The following is a 24354-nucleotide window of genomic DNA, read 5'->3' on the forward strand; positions in this document are numbered from 1 at the left end:
AGGGTGTTTCTGACCATTTGGACCAGTTGATTCAGGTCACTCGTTGTAGATAAGACAAAATATTGCCACTAAAAAGGCTTGTTTTCTATTTCTATGCGAATAATCTTGTAATTCCAACAACAAATTCAACGACAGGCGTTTGCACATGACTCTTCGAATCGCAATCAATGGTTTTGGCCGTATCGGCCGTAACGTCCTGCGCGCACTTTATACCCAAGGCTATCGCCAGGATCTGCAGATCGTCGCTATCAACGATCTCGGAGACAGCGCTATCAATGCCCACCTGCTGAAATACGACACCGTGCACGGCACTTTCGACGCCCAAGTCGAACACGATCAGGAAAGCCTCACCGTGAATGGCGACCGGATTGCCGTCAGCGCCATCCGCAACCCGGCCGAACTGCCCTGGGCCGCGGAGAAGATCGACGTGGTGTTCGAATGCACCGGCCTGTTCACCGACCGCGCCAAGGCTGCCGCCCATCTGACCGCCGGTGCCCGCAAGGTCATCATCTCGGCCCCGGCCAAGGGCGCCGACGCCACCGTGGTCTACGGGGTCAACCACGACATCCTGCGCCAGTCGCACCAGATCATCTCCAACGCCTCGTGCACCACCAACTGCCTGGCGCCAGTGGCCCAGGTACTGCACCGCGAGCTGGGCATCGACAACGGCCTGATGACCACCATCCACGCCTACACCAACGACCAGAACCTCACCGACGTCTACCACAGCGACCCCTATCGCGCCCGTTCGGCCACCCAGAACATGATCCCGAGCAAGACCGGCGCTGCCGAAGCGGTGGGCCTGGTGCTGCCGGAGCTGGCTGGCAAGCTGACCGGCATGGCCGTGCGAGTACCGGTGATCAACGTGTCCCTGGTGGACCTGACGGTGACCCTCAAGCGCGACACCACCGCCGAAGAGGTCAATGCGTTGCTCAAGAGCGCCAGCCAGCACTCGACGATCCTCGGCTACAACACCCTGCCGCTGGTCTCCAGCGACTTCAACCACAATCCGCTGTCGTCGATCTTCGACGCCAACCACACCAAGGTCAGCGGTGGCCGGTTGCTCAAGGTGCTGGCCTGGTACGACAACGAGTGGGGTTTCTCCAACCGCATGCTGGATAACTGCCTGGCCCTGTGCAACGCGGAATAAAACGGATATTCGTCGATGATCGGTATCAGTTTCACCCACAAGACCATGGCCGCGCGCAAGCGCATCGCCCTGGTCGCCCATGACCACTGCAAGGCGTTCCTGCTGGAGTGGGCCGGGCGGCAAAAGGCGCGCCTGGCCGAGCACGAGCTGGTTGCCACCGGTACCACCGGCCTGTTGCTGAGCAAGCACCTGGGGCAGCCGGTGGAAAGCATGATCAGCGGCCCCCTGGGCGGCGATCAGCAACTGGGGGCGCAGATTGCCGAGCAACGGGTCGACCTGCTGGTGTTCTTCTGGGACCCCTTCGAACCCCAGCCCCATGATCCGGACATCAAGGCCCTGTTGCGGGTAGCGGCGGTATGGAACATTCCGGTGGCCTGCAACGAGTGCAGCGCCGACTACCTGCTCAGCAGCCCGCTGATGAACCAGGCCCATGAGCACCGGATTCCCGACTATCAGGCCTACCTGGCCGGCCGAGGATAATTCACGCAAGGCTTGACCATTGACGTAGATGACAATCATTATCATCTGCTGAAAAAATGGATCAGGCCTTGCTGTGAGTCAATCGCACTTCAACCACGTCTTCCTCACCCAACGCATTTCTCTGCTGCGAACGCTGGAGCGGATGGTCAACAACCACAGCACCGCCGAAGACCTGCTGCAGGAAACCTACCTGCGCGTGACCCGGGCCCTGAGCGAGCGGCCGATCACGCACCTTGAACCCTTTGTCTTCCAGACCGCGCGCAACCTCGCCCTGGATCACCTGCGGGCCCGGCGCATCCAGGGCCGCACCCTGCTCGAAGACGTACCGCCGGAGGTGGTGGAGAATGTCGCCGCGCCCGTCAGCAGTGCCGAAGACGCGGCCCACGCCGAGCAGATGCTGGAACGCCTGAACCTCAGCCTCGGCCAGCTCAGCCCGCGCCAGCAGCAGATCTTCATCCTCAGCCGCCTGCACGGCCACAGTTACCAGGAGATCGCCGACGAGCTCGGGGTTTCACTGAGCACGGTGCAAAAGGAATTGAAACTGATCATGGCCATCTGCATCGGCGTCGCCGAACGTCTCGACGGCCAGTGAGTCTCAACCGCTGAGCAGAATGACTGCGGCAGCCCCGAGCCTTTGTTAACCTTGGCCGGCTTTCGCTCTCTCTTGAAAAAACAGCCGCGCACAGACGCAGCCGAGGAACACCCGTGACGGATTTTCACAGCGCCGAGCCGCCCACCCCTGCCGGCCCGCACTCAAGCACCCTGGCCATGGATCAGGCACTGGATTGGCTGATCGAGCTGGAACATCCGAACGAGGAACAAGTGCGCCAGTTTCATCAGTGGCTGGCGGCTTCACCGCTCAACGCCCAGGCCTTCGAAAAGGCCCAGGCGATCTGGAATGGCCCGCAAGTGGCGCAATGCGCCCTGACCCTGGCAGCGCCACCGAAAGTCTCGCGCCTGGCGCGCCTGCGCCCCCACTGGAAACCCCTGGCCACCGCCGCGGTGCTGCTGCTCGGATTATTCAGCTTCAGCAACCTGCCGCTGCGCCTGCAGGCTGACCACCTGACCCAGGTCGGCGAGCGCCAGCGCCTGCAGCTCGAAGACGGTTCCAAGGTGCTGCTCAACACCAACTCGGCCTTTTCCAGCGACATTAACGATCACCAGCGCGTGGCCCGGCTGTACCAGGGCGAAGCCTTCTTCGAGATCCCCGGCAATCGCGGCCTGCCCCTGGAACTGGACGCCGGCCCGGTCAAGGCCAGCGTGCGCGACACCACCTTTGCCGTGCGCTACCTGGACGGCGTGGCACAAGTCCAGGTGCAGCGCGGTGACATCGACCTGCGCGCCACCCACGCCGACCAGCGCCTGCGCCTGCGCGCCGGGGAAAGCGTGCGGGTCGGGCCCCAGGGCTTCGACCAGCCGGCCAGGCTCGACGCCGACAAGGATCTGGCCTGGGTCCAGGGCCGCCTGGTGTTCGAGAACTGCCCCCTGAGCCAGGTCCTGGCCGAACTGCGGCGCTATTACCCGGGCTGGATCGTCAACAACAACGAACACCTGGCAAAGGTCGCGGTAACCGGCAACTACCGCCTGGATCAGCCTCTGGACGTGGTGCGTTCCCTGGCCCACATCACTTCGGCACGGCTTTCCGAGTTCCCGGCACTAGTGATTCTCAACTGAGAACAATTATTTTTACGCGATCTCTAAGGGTCGTACGTCTCGTTATAGCCAATGCAACTGATTCGCATTTTGAATGTGTATCTGCACCTATAAAAGTTTCGTGCGACCCGGAGCGCTCTCGATGTCCCCTCGCCTCAACAGCCGATCCCCTGTTCCCTGTGCCCGCCTGCAAAACTGCACCTTGTCGCTGCTGACCGCAGCCATCCTGCTGGCCGGCGCCCACGCTGCCCCCGTGATGGCCGCCGATGCCCCGGCATCCTCCAGCCAGCGCATGGGCAACTACAACTTCGCTATCGCCCAGCAGCCGCTGGTATCGGCGCTCAACGCCTTTACTGCGGTCACCGGTTGGCAAGTGGGCCTGCCGGCGGAGCTGGGCAGCGGGGTGTCCTCCCCGGGCGTGCGCGGTTCGCTGCCACCGGAAAAGGCCCTGGATCGGCTGCTCAGCGGCACCAACCTGAGCTACCGCAAGCTGGGCAACAACAACATCGTTCTGGAAAAACGCAGCGCAGCCAATGTGGTGAACCTGCAGCAGGTGACCATCAGCGCCACCCGTCAGGAGCAGGACATCAACTCGGTGCCCAGCACCGTGAGCGTGCACACCCGGGAAGAACTCGACCGCCAGAACGTCAACAACATCCGCGAACTGACCCGTTATGAACCAGGCGTCTCGGTGGGTGGCGCGGGCCTGCGTGGCGGCGGTATCAGTGGCTACAACATCCGCGGCATCGATGGCGACCGGATCCTGACCCAGGTCGATGGCGTAGAAGTGCCCAGCAGCTTCTTCAACGGGCCCTACGCTGAAACCCAGCGCAACTACGTCGACCCGGAAATCATCAAGCGCGTGGAAATCCTCCGCGGCCCGGCTTCGGCGCTGTATGGCAGCAATGCCATCGGCGGCGCTGTGAGTTATTTCACCCTGGACCCGGATGACATCATCAAGCCAGGCCAGGATCTGGGCGCCCGCCTGAAAAGCGGCTACAGCTCCTCCGACAACAGCTGGCTGACCTCCGGCACTTTCGCCGGGCGCAGCGGCGAATTCGACGGCTTGCTGCACCTGAGCCAACGCAATGGCCGCGAAACCGAATCCTACGGCAGCACCGGCGGCACCGGCCTGAACCGTACCGAAGCCAACCCGGAAACCGTGCGCACCACCAGCGTGCTGGCCAAGCTGGGCTGGGACTACAACGACGATTCGCGCCTGGGCCTCACCTACGAGAAGTACAAGGACGACCGCGACAGCAACCAGCGCAGTGTGGTCGGCGGCCTGTTCTTCAACGGCACCGGCAGCAACCTGTACCGCGCCCGCACCGCCAACGACACCATCACCCGCGAGCGTTTCGGCCTGGAACACAGCTTTGCCCTCGACAGCGTCCTGGCGGACAAGATCAAGTGGAGCCTGAACTACCAGATCGCCAAGACCGACCAGCATGCCGACGAGATCTATCAGTCCGGGCGCCGTGTGGCGCGTACCCGCGACACCCTGTACCAGGAAAAGCAATGGGTCTTCGATGCACAACTGGACAAGGCATTCACCCTGGCCGATACCGAGCACTTGCTGACCTACGGCACCAACATCAAGCAACAGAAAGTGACCGGCTACCGTTATGGCACCGCCACCTGCCTGAACGTGGCCACCAACTGCTCGGCCATTGGAGCCCCCAGCGCATCCCGGGGAGACAGCATCCCCAAATCCAGCGACTTCCCGGACCCGACCATCAACACCTATGGCCTGTTCGTCCAGGACCAGATCCAGTGGAACGACTGGACCTTCCTGCCCAGCCTGCGCTACGACTACACCCAGCTCAAACCTCACGTGACCGACGAGTTCGTCAACACCATCGCCGCCGCCGGAGGCAAGGCCTCGGAAATCAATGCCAGCGAAAAGACCTGGCATCGCCTGTCGCCCAAGTTCGGCCTGACCTACGCGCTGACCGAGCAATACACCTGGTACGGCCAGTACGCCGAAGGCTTCCGCACACCGACTGCCAAGGCGCTGTTCGGACGCTTCGAGAACCCGGGTGCCGGCTATTCGGTCACCCCCAACCCGGACCTGAAGCCGGAGAAGAGCAAGAGCTGGGAAACCGGCCTGCGCGGCAACTTCGAGCACGGCAACTTCGATGTGGCGGTGTTCTATAACAAGTACAGCGATTTCATCAACGAAGATGCCATCGCTCCCGGCTACAACCAGATCAAGTTCCAGACCGCCAACATCAAGCACGCCACCATCAAGGGTGCCGAAGCCAAGGGCCGCCTGAACCTGGACGCCCTGGGTGCTCCACAGGGCCTCTACACCCTGGGCTCGGTGGCGTACGCCTACGGTCGCAATGCCGACAACGGTGAACCGATCAATAGCGTGAACCCGCTCAAGGCGGTGTTTGGCCTGGGCTACGACCAGGATAACTACGGCACCTTGCTCAGCTGGACCCTGGTCAAGCGCAAGGATCGGGTCGATGACACTGCGTTCAAAGCCCCGGACGGCCTGACCACCAGCAGCCAGTTCAAGACCCCCGGCTTCGGCATTCTCGACCTCACCGGGTTCTACAAGGTTACCGACGACGTCACTGTCAACGCCGGCCTGTACAACCTGACCGACAAGAAATACTGGAACTGGGACGACGTGCGCGGCTATGACGGCGTCGGCGAGGCCGGCATGCTCAACCCCGCCAACCTCGACCGCCTGACCCAGCCCGGCCGCAACTTCTCGGTCAACCTGGTGTGGGATATCTGACGCCTGGACACCTCACTGCCCTTTTTCATCCAGGGCAGTGAGGATTTTTTACTGTGTCGCGTCTTCTTGTTCGTCTAGTCACTAAGTGCCTCTCATTCTCAAGGACATCTGCATGACCTCCCAGGATTCCTCCCAGCGTCACCACCTGCGCTCCCAACGCCTGAACCAGATCACCCACGAGCCGCATTCCAAGCTCGACGCCCTGGTCAAGGCCCATGCGCCCTTCGAAACCCAGGGTGCATTCGCCCGTTTCGTGGTGGCCCAGTACCTGTTCCAGTCGGAACTGGTGGACCTGTACAACGATGCCGAACTGAACAAGATCGTCCCGGACCTGGCCGAGCGCTGCCGCGCCGAAGCTGCCAAGGCTGACCTGGCCGACCTGGAAACCGAGGTTCCTGCGCCAGTGGCCGGTGCCGTCAGCAACCCGAGCCAGGCCGAAGCCCTGGGCTGGATCTTCGTCTCCGAAGGCTCCAAGCTGGGTGCCGCGTTCCTGATCAAGCGCGCCGTGGGTCTGGGCCTGAGCGAAACCTTTGGTGCCCGTCACCTGGGCGAACCGGCCGGTGGCCGCGCCGAAGGCTGGAAAACCTTCACCCGCATCCTCGACGGCCTGGAGTTCACCGCCGAAGAAGAAGCCGCGGCGGAAAAAGGCGCCCTGGATGCCTTCAACCGCTTCACCGTGTTGCTGGAACAGGCTTACTCCGGCGCCGCACAACCGGCCTGACCCGCGTAGTTGCGGGCAGGTGGCGCGCCAAGGCGTGCCCCTGCCCGCAGCGGTATTTTGTCGGCCGGCGGCATTCGCGGATTGAGCCGTACGACGCGTTACCTCATCATCGAAACCATGACCCCCACTCGCCCCTCCTCGTCGAAGATTTCCCGCCTGCTGTTTGGCGCGCTGGCCTATGTCAGCCTGGCCATCGGCCTGATCGCCATCGTCGTGCCCGGCCTGCCAACCACCGAGTTCATCCTGCTGGCTGCCTGGGCCGCCACCAAGAGCTCGCCACGGCTAAGCGCCTGGATGGAGAACCATCGCCTGTTCGGGCCTATCCTCTGCAACTGGCGCAACGGCCGGATCGTCAGCCGCAAGGCCAAGGTCAGCGCCACGGTCAGCATGCTGCTGTGTGCCGGATTGATGCTGACCCTGCTCAACCATCACTGGACGATGTATGCCGCCATTGCCGGCATGACCCTGGGCAACCTGTGGATCTGGTCACGCCCCGAAGCCCTGCAGCAGGCCTCCTGACCTGCGCCCGCTGGCAGCTATGCCCTTGCCCCCGAGGCCATATATGTCAAGGACATGACCGTTCGTCGGCAGCCCCTCACGCAAAGGCCGTCCGAGCCGATGTTCCGGGCATAGCGCTGAATGGACTTGGCGACCGGAGTCATCCGATTCCGTGCTTTCCATCCGTCCTTTCGCGAGATCGCCCCCCATGTTCGACTCTCTCTCCATTCGCCTGAAAATAGTGCTGTTGTCCGGACTGTGCCTGTTGGGCGTAGTGGCGCTGATCGTCGGCATGAACCTGTACCAGAGCCAGCAGAACAACCAACTGGTCAACACCTCCAGCACGCGGATGCTCACCGCCGGGGTCGAAGAGTTGTTGCAGGCCAAGGCCGCCGACCAGGCAGTACGGGTGCAGAAGACCTTCGGTGAAAGCAACCTGGTGATCACCGCCCTGGCGGACCAGGTACGCGACCTGCGTGACATGGCGAGCAAGCGCGGCCTGGAAGCTGCGGCACTGCGCGAAGAGCTCAACCACAGCCTGAAGACCGCCTTCGAGCGCAATCCCAAAGTGCTCGGCATCTGGCTGGCCTACGAACCCAACGCCCTGGATGGCAAGGACAGCGAATTTCTCAATGACGCAGCCCGTGCTTCCAACGAACGCGGGCGCTTCGCCACCTACTGGAGCCGATCCGGGGGCCAGCAGTTGAACACCGTGATGGTGGAAGACGACCTGACCAAGACCACCCTCAACCTCAGCGGCACCCCCTACAACGTCTGGTACACCTGCCCCCGCGACAGCCGCCGTACCTGCCTGCTGGACCCCTACGCCGACACCATCGGCGAGGACAAGAAACAGGTGCTGATGACCACCATCTCCCAGCCCTTGCTGGTGGACGGCAAGGTCATCGGGGTGATTGGCGTCGACATCGCCCTGGACTCCCTGCAGGCCGCGGCCGGCGAGTCCCAGCGCTTTCTGTTCAACGGTGCCGGGCACATGATGATCGTCGCCGGCAGCGGCTTGCTGGCGGCCGTGGGCGCCGATGCCAGCCAGGTCGGCAAGAACATCAACGAAACCCTCGGCGCCCAGGGCAAGGATATCCTCGCGCTGCTCGCCGGCAACCAGAACAAGGTCCTGCAACAGGGTGAACTGATCCGCGCGGTCTACCCCTTCAGCCCGATTGCCGATGCCAAGCCCTGGGGCGTCACCATCGACCTGCCGCAACAAGTACTGCTGGCAGACTCGGTAAAACTGCAAGGCCTGCTGGATGAGGCCCAGACCAGCGGCACGGTGAAAACCGTACTGGTGGCCGTCGGCGCCGGCCTGCTGGGCCTGCTGCTGATCTGGCTCAGCGCCTCGGGCGTGACCCGCCCGATCAACAGCGTGGCGCAGATGCTCAAGGCCATCGCCAGCGGCGACGGCGACCTGACCCAGCGCCTGGACTACAGCAAGAAAGACGAACTCGGCGAACTGGTGGGCTGGTTCAACCGCTTCCTCGACAAGCTGCAACCGACCATCGCCCAGATCAAGCAGAGCATCACCGAAGCCCGGGGCACCGCCGACCAGTCTTCGGAAATCGCCCGCCAGACCAGTGAAGGCATGCAGGTGCAGTTCCGCGAAATCGATCAAGTGGCCACCGCCTCCAACGAAATGAGCGCCACTGCCCACGATGTTGCCAACAGTGCCTCCAATGCCGCCCAGGCCGCCCGTGGCGCAGACCAGTCGGCCAAGGAAGGCATGACCATCATCGAGCGCAGCACCCGGGACATCAGCCTGCTGGCCGACGAGGTGAGCAAGGCGGTGGGGGAAGTCGAAGCCCTGGCGGTGAGCAGCGAACAGATAGGGTCGGTGCTGGAAGTGATCCGCAGTATTGCCGAGCAGACCAACCTGCTGGCCCTCAACGCCGCCATCGAAGCGGCTCGCGCCGGGGAAAGCGGTCGCGGTTTCGCCGTGGTGGCCGATGAAGTGCGCAACCTGGCCAAGCGCACCCAAGACTCGGTGGAGGAAATCCGCGTGGTGATCGAACGCATCCAGAGCGGCACCCGGGATGTGGTGACCACCATGCACGCCAGCCAGAGCCAGGCGCAGAACAATGCCGGGCAGATCCAGCAGGCAGTCCAGGCCCTGGGCAAGATCAGCGACGCGGTCACTGTGATCAGCGACATGAACCTGCAGATCGCCAGCGCTGCCGAGCAGCAGAGCGCGGTGGCCGAAGAGGTCAACCGCAACGTCTCGGCGATTCGCACCGTGACCGAAACCCTCACCGAACAGGCCAGTGAGTCGGCCCAGGTCAGCAGCCAGCTCAATGCCCTGGCCACCCAACAAATGAAACTCATGGATCAGTTCCGCGTGTAAGCGCTGCTCCGGCGCCAGCCGCGGCCGATGACCAGGGGTGATCGACAGCCGCGGCAGTTTCAGGGTGCAATGCCCTCCCCTGATCCGCGGAGTGGGCCATGACCGAGTTACTCGCATCCATCCAGGCCGCGCTGGGCCTGGCGTCATCAAGCAGCCGGCAAACCGGCCAGGGCGCCCTGCCCTCGGCCTTCGCCGTGACCGACCTGGCCAGCGCCAGCATTGCCGCTACCGGGCAGGCAGTCGCTGAACTCCTGTACAGCCAGACCGGACGCCTGCCAGAGGTCAGCGTCGACCGGCGCCTGGCCTCGTTCTGGTTCGCCAGCTCGATCCGCCCGCAGGGCTGGAGCCTGCCATCCCCCTGGGACCCGATTGCCGGCGACTACGCCAGCCGCGACGGCTGGATTCGCCTGCACACCAACGCACCTCACCACCGGGCCGCCGCCGAACGGGTGCTGGGAGCGGTGACCGAACGTTCGGCCATGGCCGCCCAGGTGGCCACCTGGAACGCCCTGGAACTGGAGCAGGCGATAGTCGACCAGGGCGGTTGTGCCGCGCAGATGCGCAGCTGGGCGCAGTGGCAGGCCCACCCCCAGGGCCAGGCGGTAAACAGCGAACCCCTGGTGCACTGGCTGCCCCAGGCCGATCAGCGGCACAAGGCCTGGAGCGGTCGCGTCGACCGGCCCCTGGCCGGGCTCAAGGTACTGGACCTGACCCGGGTCCTGGCTGGCCCGGTGGCCAGCCGCCTGCTGGCGGGGCTCGGGGCCGAGGTGTTGCGCATCGATCCGCCACACTGGAACGAGCCGGCCCTGGAGCCGGAGGTGACCCTGGGCAAACACTGCGCGCGCCTCGATCTGCACGACCTTGAGCAGCGTACCCTGTTCGAAGGCCTGCTGGCGCAGGCCGACCTGCTTCTGCATGGCTACCGCGCCGATGCCCTGGAACACCTGGGTTATGACGCCCAGGCACGCCAGATAATCGCTCCGGGGCTGATCGAAGTCAGCCTCAATGCCTACGGCTGGAGCGGCCCCTGGCGCAACCGCCGGGGCTTCGACAGCCTGGTGCAGATGAGCTGCGGCATCGCCGAAGCCGGCATGGCCTGGAAAGCCGCGGACAGGCCTGTACCACTGCCGGTCCAGGCCCTGGATCACGCCACCGGTTACCTGATGGCAGCCAGCGCCCTTCGGGCACTGACACGGTCCCTGAGCGGCGACCAGGGCGTATCGGCGCGCCTGTCCCTGGCCCGCACCGCCCAGTTGCTGGTTGATCATTCCCCGTCAGCGACCGCCGAAATTCCACCGCGCGCCGAAGACCACGAGGATCAGGGGCTGGTGCTGGAACAGACCCCTTGGGGGCCGGCGCGGCGCCTGCGGGTGCCGTTGCACATCAATGGAACGCCGGTGCAGTGGAGTTGCCCGGCCACCGCCCTGGGCGCCCATCGCCCCAGATGGTGGTGAAGGCCTTGGCTGGCAGTTGATCCCGTAGGAACCGGCGGACCGTTTCAGCCCATGGCCGCCCACAAATGCTGCGCCGCATAACCGCGCCACGGCCGCCAGGCCTCGGCCCGGGCCAGCAGTTGGCGGGCATTGGGCCGCAGCCCCTGCAGACGTGCCACAGCGTTGAACAGGCCTACGTCCGCCGCCGGAAAGGCATCGCTCTCGCGCAACTGGCGCAGGGCGATGTATTGCGCGGTCCAATCGCCGACTCCCGGCAATTGCAACAGGCGCTCCACCCCCTGTTGCAGGCTGGCCCTGGGTTCGAACAGGAGTGGATCGTCGAGCAAGGCCTGGGCCACGGCAGACAGCGTGCGTGCCCGGCTGCGGGGCATTCCCAGGTCGGCCAGGTTGGCAGTGGACAGCACCTGGGGAGTGGGAAACAGGTGGGTCAAACCAGGCCACTGCGGGTCGGGACTGGCCAGCAACCGGCCATGCACCGCCACCAGCTTGCCCGCCAGGCGGATCGCGCCCTGCACGGTGATCTGCTGGCCCAGCACGGCGCGAATGGCCAGCTCGAAACCGTCCCAGGCCCCAGGTACTCGCAGGCCCGGGCGTGCCGCCAGCAACGGTGCGAGCAGCGGATCACGGGCCAGATGGCGGTTGATCAGGAGCAGGTCCGCGTCCAGATCGAATTGCCGGCGCAAGCGCGCCAGCACCTGGGGCAGCAGGGCCTGCTCGGCCCTCTGCAACTGCACCTGCACCTGCAAATGGCCTGCAGGCCCCGGGCAGACACTCAAGATGCCTTGCCCACCCGCCAGCGCGAAGGTGCGGGCATAAGTATCGCCCTGCACCACCTCCAGGCCTTCGATGGCGCGAGCCCTGAGAAAGCCCAGCATCGCCGGCCAGTCGTAGGCGCCCTGGTAGGGCAGGTGATGAATCACAGCGCCAGCAGACCGCTGTACAAGCCATAGGCCGCCAATGAGGCGCCGATGACCACGGCCGCGAAGATCAGTTTTTCCAGCGGGGTGAACAACGGCCCGCCCTGCTCATGCTTGGCCTTGGCGAACAGGATCACCCCCGGCGCATACAACAAGGCCGACAGCAGCAGGTACTTCAAGCCGCCGGCGTACAGTAGCCAGATGGCGTAGCTCAGGGCCACGGTGGCGATGAACAGGTCCTTCTTGCGTTCCCGGGAGGCCTGCTCGTAGGTTTCCCCGCGACCGCTGAGCAGCACCGCATAGGCCGCCGACCACAGGTAGGGCACCAGGATCATCGACGACGCCAGGTAGATCAGGCTGGTGTAGGTGCCGGCGGAGAACAGGGTGATCAGCAGAAAGATCTGGATCATCACGTTGGTCAGCCACAAGGCATTGACCGGCACATGGTTGGCGTTTTCCTTCTTCAGGAAAGCCGGCATGGTCCGGTCCCGGGCGGTGGCGTAGAGGATCTCGGCGCACAGCAAGGCCCAGGACAGCAAGGCCCCCAGCAGGGAAACCGCCAGGCCGATGCTGATCAGCAAGGCGCCCCAGGGGCCGACGATATGCTCCAGCACTGCCGCCAGGGAAGGGTTCTGCAATTGCGCCAGCTCCGGCTGGCTCATGATCCCCAACGACAGCACGTTGACCAGTACCAGCAGCGCCAGCACCCCGAGAAAACCGATCACCGTGGCCCGCCCGACATCGGCGCGCTTCTGCGCCCGGGCCGAATACACGCTGGCGCCCTCGATACCGATGAACACGAACACCGTGACCAGCATCATGTTGCGCACCTGGTCCATCACCCCGCCGAAGTTCGGGTTGCTGCGGCCCCAGATATCCCGGGTGAAGATATCCGCCTTGAATGCCACGGCAGCGATGACGATGAACATCACCAGCGGCACGATCTTCGCCACCGTGGTCAGTTGGTTGATGAACGCCGCCTCCTTGATCCCCCGCAGCACCAGGAAATGCACAGCCCACAGCAGGACCGAGGCACAGCCGATGGCCACCGGGGTATTGCCCTGGCCGAACACCGGAAAGAAATAGCCCAGGGTGCTGAACAGCAGGACGAAGTAGCCGACGTTGCCCAGCCAGGCGCTGATCCAGTAACCCCAGGCGGAAGAGAAGCCCATGTAGTCGCCGAACCCGGCCTTGGCATAGGCGTAGACCCCGGAATCGAGCTCCGGCTTGCGGTTGGCCAGAGTCTGGAAGACGAAGGCCAGGGTCAGCATCCCCACCGCGGTGATGGCCCAGCCGATCAGCACCGCTCCGGCATCGGCCCGGGCCGCCATATTCTGCGGCAGCGAGAAGATCCCGCCGCCAATCATGGAACCCACCACCAGGGCGATCAATGCACCGAGTTGCAGCTTCTGCGCCGGTTGTGACATCCCTACCTCTGCTTCAGTGAGTCGATCTGGCGATTAAAGCTACACGCTATTAAATAACTTCTACAAATTTGCGTCTAACAGTAACAGTCAATTATTTATCCTTTAAGCAACGGGCCTCTGTACACCCCGTAGAAGGCCCTGAATAACCGACTGTTTTGTTATGTATATGCACTAAGTGCCATCACTACCAAGTGATTAATCAATGCCGCTGAAAGATTTGCACATTCCCCAAAAGGGTCTAGTTTCAAACGTCGTCGGCAATGAGAACCGCTACTGATAAGGAGATCGAAACCTGTCTGGAATGGCCCTCTCCGGGCAGCATTCTACCCCCCGCAACAAATCTTAAGTCATTCATTCACAACGGAATGCAGTAATGAACTGATCTGAGTCAGCTGTTCGGATTGCAAGCAGATTTACTCTGACGTCTCTCTTCTCCTGCATTGGAGTCATGCAATGTCTGAATCCCCCGGTAAACTAAGACTGGGCGCCTTAGTCGCCCTGGTAGTGGGTTCCATGATTGGTGGCGGGATCTTCTCCTTACCGCAAAACATGGCCGCCAGCGCCGATGTTGGTGCTGTTCTTATTGGTTGGGCAATTACCGCTGTCGGCATGTTGACCCTGGCCTTCGTCTTCCAAACTCTAGCCAATCGCAAACCTGACCTGGATGGCGGCGTCTACGCCTACGCCAAGGCCGGGTTCGGTGACTACATGGGCTTTTCATCGGCCTGGGGTTACTGGATCAGCGCCTGGCTGGGCAACGTCGGCTACTTCGTCCTGCTGTTCAGCACCCTGGGCTATTTCTTCCCGATCTTCGGCGAGGGCAACACCCCCGCGGCCGTGATCGGCGCCTCTGTTTTGCTCTGGGCCGTGCACTTCCTGGTGCTGCGCGGCATCAAGGAAGCGGCCTTCATCAACCTGGTGACCACGGTTGCCAAGGTGGTGCCGCTGCTGCTGTTCGTGCTGATCGCCCTGTTCGCCTTCAAGCTGGATATCTTCACCGCCGACATCTGGGGCGTGAAGAATCCGGACCTGGGCAGCGTGATGAACCAGGTGCGCAACATGATGCTGGTCACCGTGTGGGTGTTCATCGGCATCGAGGGCGCGAGCATCTTCTCGTCCCGGGCGGAGAAACGCTCGGATGTGGGCAAGGCCACCGTCATCGGCTTCATCACCGTGCTGCTGTTCCTGGTGCTGGTGAACGTGCTGTCCCTGGGGATCATGACCCAGCCGGAACTGGCCAAGCTGCAGAACCCGTCCATGGCGGCAGTGCTGGAGCATGTGGTGGGCCACTGGGGCGCGGTACTGATCAGCGTCGGCCTGATCATCTCGCTGCTGGGGGCGCTGCTGTCCTGGGTGCTGCTGTGCGCGGAAATCATGTTCGCCGCCGCCAAGGACCACACCATGCCGGAGTTCCTGCGCCGCGAGAACGCCAACCACGTACCGGCCAACGCCCTGTGGCTGACCAATGCCATGGTGCAGATCTTCCTGGTCATCACCCTGTTCTCGGCCAGTACCTACCTGTCGCTGATCTACCTCGCCACCTCGATGATCCTGGTGCCCTACCTGTGGTCGGCGGCCTACGCAGTACTGCTGGCGGTGCGCGGCGAAAGCTATGAACAGGCCCTGGCCGAACGCAAGAAGGACCTGATCATCGGCAGCATCGCCCTGCTCTACGCGATCTGGCTGCTGTATGCCGGCGGGGTCAAGTACCTGCTGCTCTCGGCCCTGCTCTACGCCCCCGGCGTGGTGCTGTTCGCCAAGGCCAAGATGGAACTGCACAAACCGATTTTCACCAACGTCGAGAAGCTGATTTTTGCCGCAGTGGTCATAGGCGCCCTGGTGGCGGCCTACGGACTCTACGACGGCTTCCTGACCCTATAGCTCTAGCAACACCCCCGATTGTTTTGTCTCTGGAGGATCACAGTAATGACCACGGAAAAAGTTAAGTACGGCGTACATTCCGAAGCCGGCAAACTGCGCAAAGTCATGGTTTGTTCCCCAGGCCTGGCCCATCAGCGGCTGACCCCGAACAACTGCGATGAACTGCTATTCGATGATGTGCTGTGGGTGGCCCAGGCCAAACGCGACCACTTCGACTTCGTCACCAAGATGCGTGAGCGGGATATCGATGTGCTGGAAATGCACAACCTGCTGACCGACATTGTCGCCATGCCCGAAGCCCTGGACTGGATTCTGGAGCGCAAGATCACCGCCAACCAGGTCGGCCTGGGCCTGGTCAACGAAGTCGGTTCGTGGCTGCGCAGCCTGGAGCCGCGCAAGGTCGCCGAGTACCTGATCGGCGGTGTATCGGCCGATGACCTGCCCACCAGCTTCGGTGGCAAGACCATCGAGATGTTCCGCGACTTCCTCGGCCACTCCAGCTTCATCCTGCCGCCGCTGCCCAACACCCAGTTCACCCGCGACACCACCTGCTGGATCTACGGCGGCGTGACCCTGAACCCGATGTACTGGCCGGCGCGACGTCAGGAAACCCTGCTGACCACCGCCATCTACAAGTTCCACCCCGAGTTCACCAACGCCGACTTCCAGATCTGGTACGGCGACCCGGACCAGGAACACGGCAACGCCACCCTGGAAGGCGGCGACGTGATGCCGATCGGCAACGGCGTGGTCCTGATCGGCATGGGCGAGCGCTCCTCGCGTCAGGCCATCGGCCAACTGGCGCTGAACCTGTTCAAGCACAAGGCCGTGGAGCGCGTGATCGTCGCCGGCCTGCCGAAATCCCGCGCGGCGATGCACCTGGACACCGTGTTCAGCTTCTGCGACCGCGACCTGGTCACGGTCTTCCCGGAAGTGGTGAGCCAGATCGTCGCCTTCAGTCTGCGCCCTGACGAAAGCAAGCCCGGCGGCATCGATGTGCGCCGCGAGGAGACCAGCTTCCTCGACACCGTGGCCAAGGCCCTCAACCTCAAGGCCCTGCGCGTGGTGGAAACCGGTGGCAACGCCTTCGCCGCCGAGCGCGAGCAATGGGACGACGGCAACAACGTGGTGGCCGTGGAGCCCGGCGTGGTCATCGGCTACGACCGCAACACCTACACCAACACCCTGCTGCGCAAGGCCGGGGTCGAAGTCATCACCATCAGCGCCGGCGAACTGGGCCGGGGCCGTGGCGGCGGCCACTGCATGACCTGCCCGATCATCCGCGACCCGATCGACTACTAAGCGCCCTATCCGACATAGCAGCTTGCCGTTGCCCCTACAAAGGGCCTCGGCAAGTGGACGACCGAAATCAAAGGAGATCCATCATGGCTTTCAACATCCACAACCGTAACCTGCTGAGCCTGGAACACCACACCCCACGTGAGCTGCGCTACCTGCTGGACCTGTCCCGCGACCTCAAGCGCGCCAAGTACACCGGCACCGAGCAGCAGCACCTCAAGGGCAACAACATCGCCCTGATCTTCGAAAAGACCTCGACCCGTACCCGTTGCGCCTTCGAAGTGGCGGCCTATGACCAGGGCGCCAACGTCACCTACATCGACCCCAACTCCTCGCAGATTGGCCACAAGGAAAGCATGAAGGACACCGCCCGAGTGCTGGGGCGCATGTACGACGCCATCGAGTACCGCGGCTTCAAGCAGGAAATCGTCGAAGAACTGGCGAAATTCGCCGGGGTTCCGGTGTTCAACGGCCTGACCGATGAATACCACCCGACCCAGATGATCGCCGACGTGCTGACCATGCGTGAGCACGCCGACAAGCCGATCCACGAGATCAGCTACGCCTACCTGGGCGATGCGCGCAACAACATGGGCAACTCTCTGCTGCTGGTGGGCGCCAAGCTCGGCATGGACGTGCGCATCTGCGCGCCCAAGGCCCTGTGGCCCCATGACGACCTGGTGCAGCGCTGCAAGCAATACGCAGAGGAAAGCGGTGCCCGCATCACCCTCACCGAGGATCCGAAAGCCGCGGTCAAGGGCGTGGACTTCATTCACACCGACGTCTGGGTCTCCATGGGCGAACCGGTGGAAGCCTGGGCCGAGCGTATCGAGCAACTGCTGCCCTACCAGGTCAACGCCCAGCTGATGAAAGCCACCGGCAACCCACGGACCAAGTTCATGCACTGCCTGCCGGCTTTCCACAACAGCGATACCAAGGTCGGCAAGCAGATCGCCGAGCAGTATCCGCACCTGGCCAACGGCATTGAAGTGACCGACGACGTGTTCGAGTCGCCCGCCTGCATCGCCTTCGAGCAAGCGGAAAACCGCATGCACACCATCAAGGCGATCCTGGTTTCGACCCTGGCCGACCTGTAATCCCCCTCCAGCACCGGCGCCGCCCAGGCGGCGCCGGCACCGGACTCTAGAAGGACTGCATTATGCGTATCGTCGTTGCACTGGGCGGTAACGCCCTGCTCCGCCGTGGTGAACCCATGACCGCGGACAACCAACGCGCCAACATCCGCATCGCCACCGAACAGATCGCCAAGATCCACCCCGGCAACCAACTGGTGATTGCCCACGGCAATGGCCCGCAGGTCGGCCTACTGTCGTTGCAAGCGGCGGCCTACACCCAGGTTTCGCCCTACCCGCTGGACGTGCTCGGCGCCGAGACCGAAGGCATGATCGGCTACATCATCGAACAGGAACTGGGCAACCTGCTGGACTTCGAGGTGCCGTTCGCCACCTTGCTGACCCAGGTGGAAGTGGACGCCAAGGACCCGGCATTCAAGAACCCGACCAAGCCCATCGGCCCGGTCTACAGCAAGGAAGAAGCCGAGAAGCTGGCCAAGGAAAAAGGCTGGGCCATCGCCCCGGATGGCGACAAGTACCGCCGGGTAGTGGCCAGCCCGAAACCCAAGCGCATCTTCGAGATCCGTCCGATCAAGTGGCTGCTGGAAAAAAGCAGCATCGTGATCTGCGCCGGCGGTGGCGGCATCCCCACCATGTACGGCGAGGATGGCAAGCTCAAGGGCATCGAGGCCGTGATCGACAAGGACCTGTGCTCGGCGCTGCTGGCCGAGCAACTGGAAGCCGACCTGCTGGTGATCGCCACCGACGTCAACGCGGCGTTCATCGACTTCGGCAAACCGACCCAGAAGGCCATCGGCCGGGCCCACCCGGACGAAATCGAGAAGCTGGGCTTTGCCGCCGGCTCCATGGGGCCGAAGGTCCAGGCCGCCTGCGAATTTGCCCGGCACACTGGCAAAACCGCAGTGATCGGTTCACTCTCGGACATCGAAGCGATCGTCCAGGGCAAGGCCGGCACCCGCATCAGCACCGCGCAACCTGGCATCAGTTACCTGTAAGACGCTTGCAGTGAAAACTCGGGGCAGGCCCGGCGCCTGCCCTCATTTCAAAGCCCTGGAGGAGAGAAGCCTATGGCCATGTTTGAGCCCGGTCACCTGCATATCGAGCGCCATGCGCTGAACAAGGACGACTTCAGCTACAACCTGTGCATTGACTACGAAGTGGCCCACGACCCCAAGGAGGGCAAGGGCATGCTGTTCACCCTGCACGGCACCATCGAAGACAAGTCCCTGAAGGAGCAGTTCTTCCTGGCCAAGGACCTGGCTTTCGACTTCGCCCGCCACGCCACCCGCCTCGCCCAGCAGCACGGCCTGCCCAAGAGCGCCAGCATTGCCTCGATGCACAAGTACTACGACGAAATGTTCGAGGACGTACGCAAGCAACTGGACGTCAAGCCCGGCGACCCGGTGAAACCCGAGCACCTTGCATAACCCCCGCCCCCCTGCTGGGGTCGACGTGCCGGCGAACTGACCAAGGCCCTGCATCGCTGCCCGGCCCGCCTTCGCCGGCTAGCCGGCTCTTGTGGCATGCGTGACGATTTCGACTAAGCCCCTGCCCCAAGGCATACTGGCCACCCTCCGCTTTGCAGAACCGTCAGTCACCCCATGCGTATCCACGTCAGCTTCATCGACCGCGTCGGCATCACCCAGGAAGTCCTGGCCCTGTTGGGCGGGCGCAACCTCAACCTGGATGCGGTGGAAATGGTGCCGCCCAACGTCTATATCGATGCCCCGACCTTGAGCCCCCAGGTGCTGGAAGAACTGCGCGATGCGCTGTTCAACGTACGTGGCGTGCAGGCGGTGACGGTGGTGGACATCCTTCCCGGGCAACGCCGGCACCTGCAACTGGACGCCCTGCTGGCGGCCATGACCGATCCGGTACTGGCCCTGGACAGTGCCGGCAAAGTGCTGCTGGCCAACCCGGCGCTGATCGCCCTGTATGGTCGCGAACCGGCCGGGGAAAGCGTCGCCGAGCTGTTTGCCGACCCCGCACTGCTGGAGGCCCTGCTGGAAAACGGCTTTCGCCTGCCGCTGCGGGAAATCACCGTCAATGGCCAGACCCTGCTGCTGGACGCCACTCCCATTACCGACGCCGGTGCCCTGCTGACCCTGTACCCGCCCAACCGCATCGGTGAACGGCTCTCGGCCCTGCATCACGACCACGCCGAAGGCTTCGATGCCCTGCTCGGCGAATCACCGGCGATCCGCACCCTCAAGGCCCGGGCGCAGCGGGTCGCAGCGCTGGACGCACCACTATTGATCCAGGGTGAAACCGGCACCGGCAAGGAACTGGTGGCCCGCGCCTGCCACGCCATCAGCGCCCGCCACGGCGCGCCGTTCCTGGCCCTGAACTGCGCGGCACTGCCGGAAAACCTGGCCGAGAGCGAGCTGTTCGGCTATGCCCCCGGCGCCTTCACCGGCGCCCAGCGCGGCGGCAAGCCGGGGCTGATGGAGTTGGCCAACCAGGGCACGGTGTTCCTCGATGAAATCGGCGAGATGTCGCCCTACCTGCAGGCCAAGCTCCTGCGCTTTCTCAATGACGGCAGCTTTCGCCGGGTCGGTGGCGATCGCGAGATCAAGGTCAACGTGCGCATCCTCAGCGCCACCCATCGTGACCTGGAAAAAATGGTCAACGAAGGCACCTTCCGCGAAGACCTGTTCTATCGCCTCAACGTGCTGAACGTGGAAGTGCCACCGCTGCGCGAACGCGGCCAGGACATCCTGCTGCTGGCCCGCTACTTCATGCAGCAGGCCTGCGCGCAGATCCAGCGGCCGGTGTGCCGGCTGACACCGGGGACCTACCCGGCGCTGCTGGGCAACCGCTGGCCGGGCAACGTGCGGCAATTGCAGAACGTGATCTTCCGCGCCGCGGCGATCTGCGAGAGCAACCTGGTGGACATCGGTGACCTGGACATTGCCGGCACCTCGGTAGCCCGCCAGAACGATGCCGAAGTGGCCAGCCTGGAACAGGCCGTGGAAGCCTTCGAGAAGGAGCTGCTGGAAAACCTCTACGTCAGTTACCCCTCGACCCGGCAACTGGCCAACCGCTTGCAGACCTCCCATACCGCGATTGCCCATCGCCTGCGCAAATACGGCATTCCCAGCAAGGCCTGAGCTTGCGCCTGCCGCTCTGAAAGCGACCCCCATCTGTACTGAAAGCGCTACAGTGGAACGATTTCGCTACAAAGCCTTGCAATCGCAGCCGTGCAAGGCTTTGATCCTCAAAGCCTTTTTTCCGCACCCCGTGCTGTAGCGTTTTCGCTACGGCCGTGAAATTCCATTCTCTACAAAAAACACTCAACCCCTTGATTTACAACGGCCAAATAAATATTGGCCGTGTTCTTGCTATGGACATTGCCATTCGGCTCGGCGCTGTCCGAGCATTCAATCGCGTCCACCAGACGAGTCTGGCCCTGAGGAGTTTCCATGAGCGAGTTGCGTTTTACTGAAGATCACGAATGGCTGCGTACCGAAGCGGATGGCAGTGTCACCGTCGGCATTACGGCTTTCGCCCAGAACGCCCTGGGTGATGTGGTGTTTGTGCAATTGCCGGAGCTGCAGGGCTACGACAAGGGCGCCGAAGCCGCCACCGTGGAATCGGTGAAAGCCGCCAGCGGTGTGTACATGCCCCTGGACGGTGAAGTGGTCGCCACCAACCCGGCCCTGGAAGACAGCCCGGAACTGGTCAACGAAGACCCGCTGGGCGAAGGCTGGTTCTTCCGCTTCATCCCTGCCGATGCCGCTGCCGTTGGCCAATTGCTGGACCAGGACGCCTACGACCGCCTGATCAAAGCCAGCGCCGAAGCCTGAGGAGCCGCCATGACCGTCAACCTGAGCACCGCCAACGAATTCATCGCGCGCCACATCGGCCCGCGCCAGGGCGATGAGCAAGCCATGCTCAATAGCCTCGGCTTCGACTCCCTGGAAGCCCTGAGCGCCAGCGTGATTCCCGAGAGCATCAAGGGCACCAGCGTGCTGGAGCTGGGCCAGGGCCTGAGCGAAGCCCAGGCCCTGGCCTCGATCAAGGCCATCGCCGCCAGGAACCAGCTGTTCAAGACCTATATCGGCCAGGGCTACTACAACTGCCATACACCGTCGCCGATCCTGCGCAACCTCCTGGAAAACCCGGCCTGGTACACCGCCTACACCCCGTACCAGCCGGAAATCTCCCAGGGTCGCCTGGAAGCCCTGTTGAATTTCCAGACCCTGATCAGCGACCTGAGCGGCCTGCCGATCGCCAACGCCTCGCTGCTGGACGAAGGCACCGCCGCCGCCGAAGCCATGACCTTCTGCAAGCGCCTGAGCAAGAACAAGGGCAGCCACGCCTTCTTCGCCTCGCAGCATTGCCACCCACAGACCCTCGATGTGCTGCGCACCCGTGCCGAGCCCCTGGGGATCAACGTGGTGGTGGGCGATGAGCGCAAGCTGACCGACGTCAGCCCGTTCTTCGGCGCCCTGCTGCAATACCCGGCAAGCAACGGTGACCTGTTCGACTACCGCGAGCTGACCGAGCGTTTCCACGCTGCCAACGCACTGGTAGCCGTGGCCGCCGACCTGCTGGCCCTGACCCTGCTGACCCCGCCCGGGGAATTCGGCGCCGACGTGGCCATCGGCAGTGCCCAGCGCTTCGGCGTGCCCCTGGGCTTTGGTGGCCCGCATGCGGCCTACTTCGCCACCCGCGATGCCTTCAAGCGCGACATGCCCGGCCGCCTGGTGGGCGTCTCGGTGGACCGTTTCGGCAAGCCGGCCCTGCGCCTGGCCATGCAGACCCGCGAGCAGCATATCCGCCGCGAGAAGGCCACCAGCAACATCTGCACCGCCCAGGTCCTGCTGGCCAACATCGCCAGCATGTATGCCGTGTACCACGGTCCCAAGGGCCTGACCCAGATCGCCCAGCGCATTCACCAGCTGACCGTGATCCTGGCCAAGGGCCTGGTCCAGCTGGGCTTGACCGTGGAGCAGGAAAGCTTCTTCGATACCCTGAGCCTACGCACTGGTGCCAACACCGCCGCGCTGCACGACAAGGCACGCGCCCAGGGCATCAACCTGCGGGTGATAGACCCCGAGCGCCTCGGTCTGTCCCTGGACGAAACCACCACTCAAGCCGACGTTGAAACCCTGTGGAGCCTGCTGGCCGACGGCAAGCCCGCGCCGGACTTCGCGGCACTCGCGGCGGCGGTCACCAGCGCCATCCCCGCTGCCCTGGCACGCCAGTCGGCGATCCTCAGCCACCCGGTATTCAACCGCTATCACTCGGAAACCGAGCTGATGCGCTACCTGCGCAAGCTGGCGGACAAGGACCTGGCCCTGGATCGCACCATGATCCCGCTGGGCTCCTGCACCATGAAGCTCAACGCCGCCAGCGAGATGATCCCCATCACCTGGGCCGAGTTCGGCGCGCTGCACCCTTTCGCTCCCGCCGAGCAAAGCGCCGGCTACCAGCAACTGACCACCGAACTTGAAGCCATGCTGTGCGCTGCCACCGGCTACGACGCGGTGTCGCTGCAGCCTAACGCCGGCTCCCAGGGCGAATACGCCGGCCTGCTGGCCATTCGTGCCTATCACCAGAGCCGTGGCGACGAGCGCCGCGATATCTGCCTGATTCCCTCCTCGGCCCACGGCACCAACCCGGCCACCGCCAACATGGCCGGCATGCGCGTGGTGGTCACCGCCTGCGACGCCCGCGGCAACGTCGACATCGAGGACCTGCGGGCCAAGGCCATCGAGCACCGCGAGCACCTCGCCGCGCTGATGATCACCTACCCGTCCACCCACGGCGTGTTCGAAGAAGGCATCCGCGAAATCTGCGGCATCATTCACGACAACGGCGGCCAGGTGTACATCGACGGCGCCAACATGAACGCCATGGTCGGCCTCTGCGCGCCAGGCAAGTTCGGTGGCGACGTGTCGCACCTGAACCTGCACAAGACCTTCTGCATTCCCCACGGCGGTGGCGGCCCGGGCGTCGGCCCGATCGGCGTCAAGTCGCACCTGGCGCCCTTCCTCCCCGGCCATGCCGCGCTGGAAAACAAGAAAGGCGCGGTCTGTGCCGCTCCGTTCGGCAGCGCCAGCATCCTGCCGATCACCTGGATGTATATCAGCATGATGGGCGGCGCCGGCCTCAAGCGCGCCTCGCAGTTGGCGATCCTCAATGCCAACTACATCTCGCGCCGCCTGGAAGAGCACTACCCGGTGCTCTACACCGGCAGCAACGGCCTGGTGGCCCACGAATGCATCCTCGACCTGCGTCCTTTGAAAGACAGCAGCGGCATCAGCGTCGATGACGTGGCCAAGCGCCTGATCGATTTTGGCTTCCACGCGCCGACCATGTCGTTCCCGGTGGCCGGGACCCTGATGATCGAGCCCACCGAAAGCGAATCCAAGGAAGAACTGGACCGCTTCTGCGACGCCATGATCCGCATCCGCGAAGAAATCCGCGCAGTGGAAAACGGCGCCCTGGACAAGGACGACAACCCGCTGAAGAACGCTCCGCACACCGCGGCCGAACTGGTGGGCGAGTGGTCCCATCCATACAGCCGTGAACAGGCGGTGTACCCAGTGGCATCCCTGGTGGAAGGCAAGTACTGGCCGCCGGTTGGCCGGGTCGACAACGTGTTCGGCGACCGCAATCTGGTGTGCGCCTGCCCGTCGATCGAGAGCTACCAGGACGCGTAAGCCGTCC

At 63.6% G+C, this 24354-nt stretch carries 19 protein-coding genes; 17 read left to right on the forward strand and 2 right to left on the reverse strand.

From position 1 onward, the window contains the following. Positions 1-145 precede the first annotated feature (145 nt). The 9 genes from gap to BLS75_RS10250 all read left to right on the forward strand — a co-directional run bounded on the left by gap (position 146) and on the right by BLS75_RS10250 (position 11058). Complete coding sequence (gene gap, locus BLS75_RS10210) at positions 146-1150, forward strand: type I glyceraldehyde-3-phosphate dehydrogenase (protein WP_011062877.1); 1005 nt, start codon at positions 146-148, stop codon at positions 1148-1150. 15 nt (positions 1151-1165) lie between these two features. Continuing rightward, on the forward strand, positions 1166-1630 hold the full coding sequence (locus BLS75_RS10215; RefSeq protein ID WP_072450792.1) for a methylglyoxal synthase: 465 nt from the start codon (positions 1166-1168) through the stop codon (positions 1628-1630). A 73-nt stretch (positions 1631-1703) separates the two neighbouring features. Continuing rightward, complete coding sequence (locus tag BLS75_RS10220) at positions 1704-2222, forward strand: RNA polymerase sigma factor (protein WP_011062879.1); 519 nt, start codon at positions 1704-1706, stop codon at positions 2220-2222. Positions 2223-2335: 113 nt separating this feature from the next. Beyond that, positions 2336-3304 (forward strand): FecR family protein, encoded by a 969-nt coding sequence (locus BLS75_RS10225; RefSeq protein WP_072450793.1) that lies wholly within the window; start codon positions 2336-2338, stop codon positions 3302-3304. Between the two features lie 121 nt (positions 3305-3425). After that, positions 3426-6032 (forward strand): TonB-dependent receptor, encoded by a 2607-nt coding sequence (locus tag BLS75_RS10230; RefSeq protein WP_072450794.1) that lies wholly within the window; start codon positions 3426-3428, stop codon positions 6030-6032. Positions 6033-6144: 112 nt separating this feature from the next. After that, the gene (locus BLS75_RS10235; protein ID WP_011062882.1) at positions 6145-6753 is read left to right on the forward strand and encodes a biliverdin-producing heme oxygenase; all 609 of its coding nucleotides are present in this window, start codon (positions 6145-6147) and stop codon (positions 6751-6753) included. Positions 6754-6870: 117 nt separating this feature from the next. Beyond that, on the forward strand, positions 6871-7272 hold the full coding sequence (locus BLS75_RS10240) for a YbaN family protein (protein WP_072450795.1): 402 nt from the start codon (positions 6871-6873) through the stop codon (positions 7270-7272). Positions 7273-7459: 187 nt separating this feature from the next. Next, on the forward strand, positions 7460-9604 hold the full coding sequence (locus BLS75_RS10245; RefSeq protein ID WP_011062884.1) for a methyl-accepting chemotaxis protein: 2145 nt from the start codon (positions 7460-7462) through the stop codon (positions 9602-9604). Positions 9605-9702: 98 nt separating this feature from the next. Then, on the forward strand, positions 9703-11058 hold the full coding sequence (locus tag BLS75_RS10250; protein ID WP_072450796.1) for a CoA transferase: 1356 nt from the start codon (positions 9703-9705) through the stop codon (positions 11056-11058). Positions 11059-11102: 44 nt separating this feature from the next. On the opposite strand, the gene BLS75_RS10255 is transcribed toward BLS75_RS10250, so the two are convergent. Together BLS75_RS10255 and arcD (BLS75_RS10260) are read right to left on the reverse strand one after the other, a co-directional pair. Then, positions 11103-11978 carry a DNA-3-methyladenine glycosylase family protein gene (locus tag BLS75_RS10255; protein WP_072450797.1) on the reverse strand — a complete coding sequence of 292 codons (876 nt, stop codon included), beginning with the start codon at positions 11976-11978 and terminating at the stop codon, positions 11103-11105. Continuing rightward, positions 11975-13402 carry an arginine-ornithine antiporter gene (arcD, locus tag BLS75_RS10260; RefSeq protein WP_072450798.1) on the reverse strand — a complete coding sequence of 476 codons (1428 nt, stop codon included), beginning with the start codon at positions 13400-13402 and terminating at the stop codon, positions 11975-11977. The genes BLS75_RS10255 and arcD (BLS75_RS10260) overlap by 4 nt, the downstream gene beginning before the upstream one ends. A gap of 453 nt (positions 13403-13855) precedes the next feature. Between arcD (BLS75_RS10260) and arcD (BLS75_RS10265) the strand changes: the two genes are divergently transcribed. The 8 genes from arcD (BLS75_RS10265) (at position 13856) to gcvP (ending at position 24347) form a co-directional block, all read left to right on the forward strand. After that, positions 13856-15283: an arginine-ornithine antiporter gene (arcD, locus tag BLS75_RS10265; protein ID WP_011062888.1), complete on the forward strand. Its 1428-nt coding sequence runs from the start codon at positions 13856-13858 to the stop codon at positions 15281-15283. Between the two features lie 45 nt (positions 15284-15328). Further along, a complete protein-coding gene (gene arcA, locus BLS75_RS10270; protein WP_011062889.1) occupies positions 15329-16585 on the forward strand; it encodes an arginine deiminase in 1257 nt (418 codons plus the stop codon). An 83-nt stretch (positions 16586-16668) separates the two neighbouring features. Further along, complete coding sequence (locus tag BLS75_RS10275) at positions 16669-17679, forward strand: ornithine carbamoyltransferase (RefSeq protein ID WP_015636749.1); 1011 nt, start codon at positions 16669-16671, stop codon at positions 17677-17679. A 62-nt stretch (positions 17680-17741) separates the two neighbouring features. Continuing rightward, on the forward strand, positions 17742-18671 hold the full coding sequence (arcC, locus tag BLS75_RS10280; protein WP_072450799.1) for a carbamate kinase: 930 nt from the start codon (positions 17742-17744) through the stop codon (positions 18669-18671). A 72-nt stretch (positions 18672-18743) separates the two neighbouring features. Then, entirely contained in the window at positions 18744-19103 is a 360-nt protein-coding gene (locus tag BLS75_RS10285) for a DUF5064 family protein (protein ID WP_011062892.1), read from the forward strand. Positions 19104-19277: 174 nt separating this feature from the next. Further along, complete coding sequence (locus tag BLS75_RS10290) at positions 19278-20786, forward strand: sigma-54-dependent transcriptional regulator (protein ID WP_011062893.1); 1509 nt, start codon at positions 19278-19280, stop codon at positions 20784-20786. Positions 20787-21098: 312 nt separating this feature from the next. Next, positions 21099-21482 (forward strand): glycine cleavage system protein GcvH, encoded by a 384-nt coding sequence (gcvH, locus tag BLS75_RS10295; RefSeq protein WP_011062894.1) that lies wholly within the window; start codon positions 21099-21101, stop codon positions 21480-21482. A gap of 9 nt (positions 21483-21491) precedes the next feature. Then, positions 21492-24347 carry an aminomethyl-transferring glycine dehydrogenase gene (gcvP, locus tag BLS75_RS10300; protein ID WP_072450800.1) on the forward strand — a complete coding sequence of 952 codons (2856 nt, stop codon included), beginning with the start codon at positions 21492-21494 and terminating at the stop codon, positions 24345-24347. Positions 24348-24354: the final 7 nt, after the last annotated feature.

Origin of the sequence: Pseudomonas sp. NFPP12, from assembly GCF_900103205.1 — a bacterium.
Taxonomy (GTDB): domain Bacteria; phylum Pseudomonadota; class Gammaproteobacteria; order Pseudomonadales; family Pseudomonadaceae; genus Aquipseudomonas; species Aquipseudomonas protegens.

What these genes read in the sequence shown, in the direction of transcription:
- arcD (WP_011062888.1), top strand. Translation starts at nt 13,856, where the DNA reads ATGTCTGAATCCCCCGGTAAACTAAGACTGGGCGCCTTAGTCGCCCTG.
- BLS75_RS10245 (WP_011062884.1), top strand. Translation starts at nt 7,460, where the DNA reads ATGTTCGACTCTCTCTCCATTCGCCTGAAAATAGTGCTGTTGTCCGGA.
- BLS75_RS10250 (WP_072450796.1), top strand. Translation starts at nt 9,703, where the DNA reads ATGACCGAGTTACTCGCATCCATCCAGGCCGCGCTGGGCCTGGCGTCA.
- arcA (WP_011062889.1), top strand. Translation starts at nt 15,329, where the DNA reads ATGACCACGGAAAAAGTTAAGTACGGCGTACATTCCGAAGCCGGCAAA.
- BLS75_RS10290 (WP_011062893.1), top strand. Translation starts at nt 19,278, where the DNA reads ATGCGTATCCACGTCAGCTTCATCGACCGCGTCGGCATCACCCAGGAA.
- BLS75_RS10235 (WP_011062882.1), top strand. Translation starts at nt 6,145, where the DNA reads ATGACCTCCCAGGATTCCTCCCAGCGTCACCACCTGCGCTCCCAACGC.
- BLS75_RS10230 (WP_072450794.1), top strand. Translation starts at nt 3,426, where the DNA reads ATGTCCCCTCGCCTCAACAGCCGATCCCCTGTTCCCTGTGCCCGCCTG.
- gcvH (WP_011062894.1), top strand. Translation starts at nt 21,099, where the DNA reads ATGAGCGAGTTGCGTTTTACTGAAGATCACGAATGGCTGCGTACCGAA.
- BLS75_RS10240 (WP_072450795.1), top strand. Translation starts at nt 6,871, where the DNA reads ATGACCCCCACTCGCCCCTCCTCGTCGAAGATTTCCCGCCTGCTGTTT.
- BLS75_RS10215 (WP_072450792.1), top strand. Translation starts at nt 1,166, where the DNA reads ATGATCGGTATCAGTTTCACCCACAAGACCATGGCCGCGCGCAAGCGC.
- arcC (WP_072450799.1), top strand. Translation starts at nt 17,742, where the DNA reads ATGCGTATCGTCGTTGCACTGGGCGGTAACGCCCTGCTCCGCCGTGGT.
- gap (WP_011062877.1), top strand. Translation starts at nt 146, where the DNA reads ATGACTCTTCGAATCGCAATCAATGGTTTTGGCCGTATCGGCCGTAAC.
- BLS75_RS10285 (WP_011062892.1), top strand. Translation starts at nt 18,744, where the DNA reads ATGGCCATGTTTGAGCCCGGTCACCTGCATATCGAGCGCCATGCGCTG.
- gcvP (WP_072450800.1), top strand. Translation starts at nt 21,492, where the DNA reads ATGACCGTCAACCTGAGCACCGCCAACGAATTCATCGCGCGCCACATC.
- arcD (WP_072450798.1), bottom strand. Translation starts at nt 13,402, where the DNA reads ATGTCACAACCGGCGCAGAAGCTGCAACTCGGTGCATTGATCGCCCTG.
- BLS75_RS10275 (WP_015636749.1), top strand. Translation starts at nt 16,669, where the DNA reads ATGGCTTTCAACATCCACAACCGTAACCTGCTGAGCCTGGAACACCAC.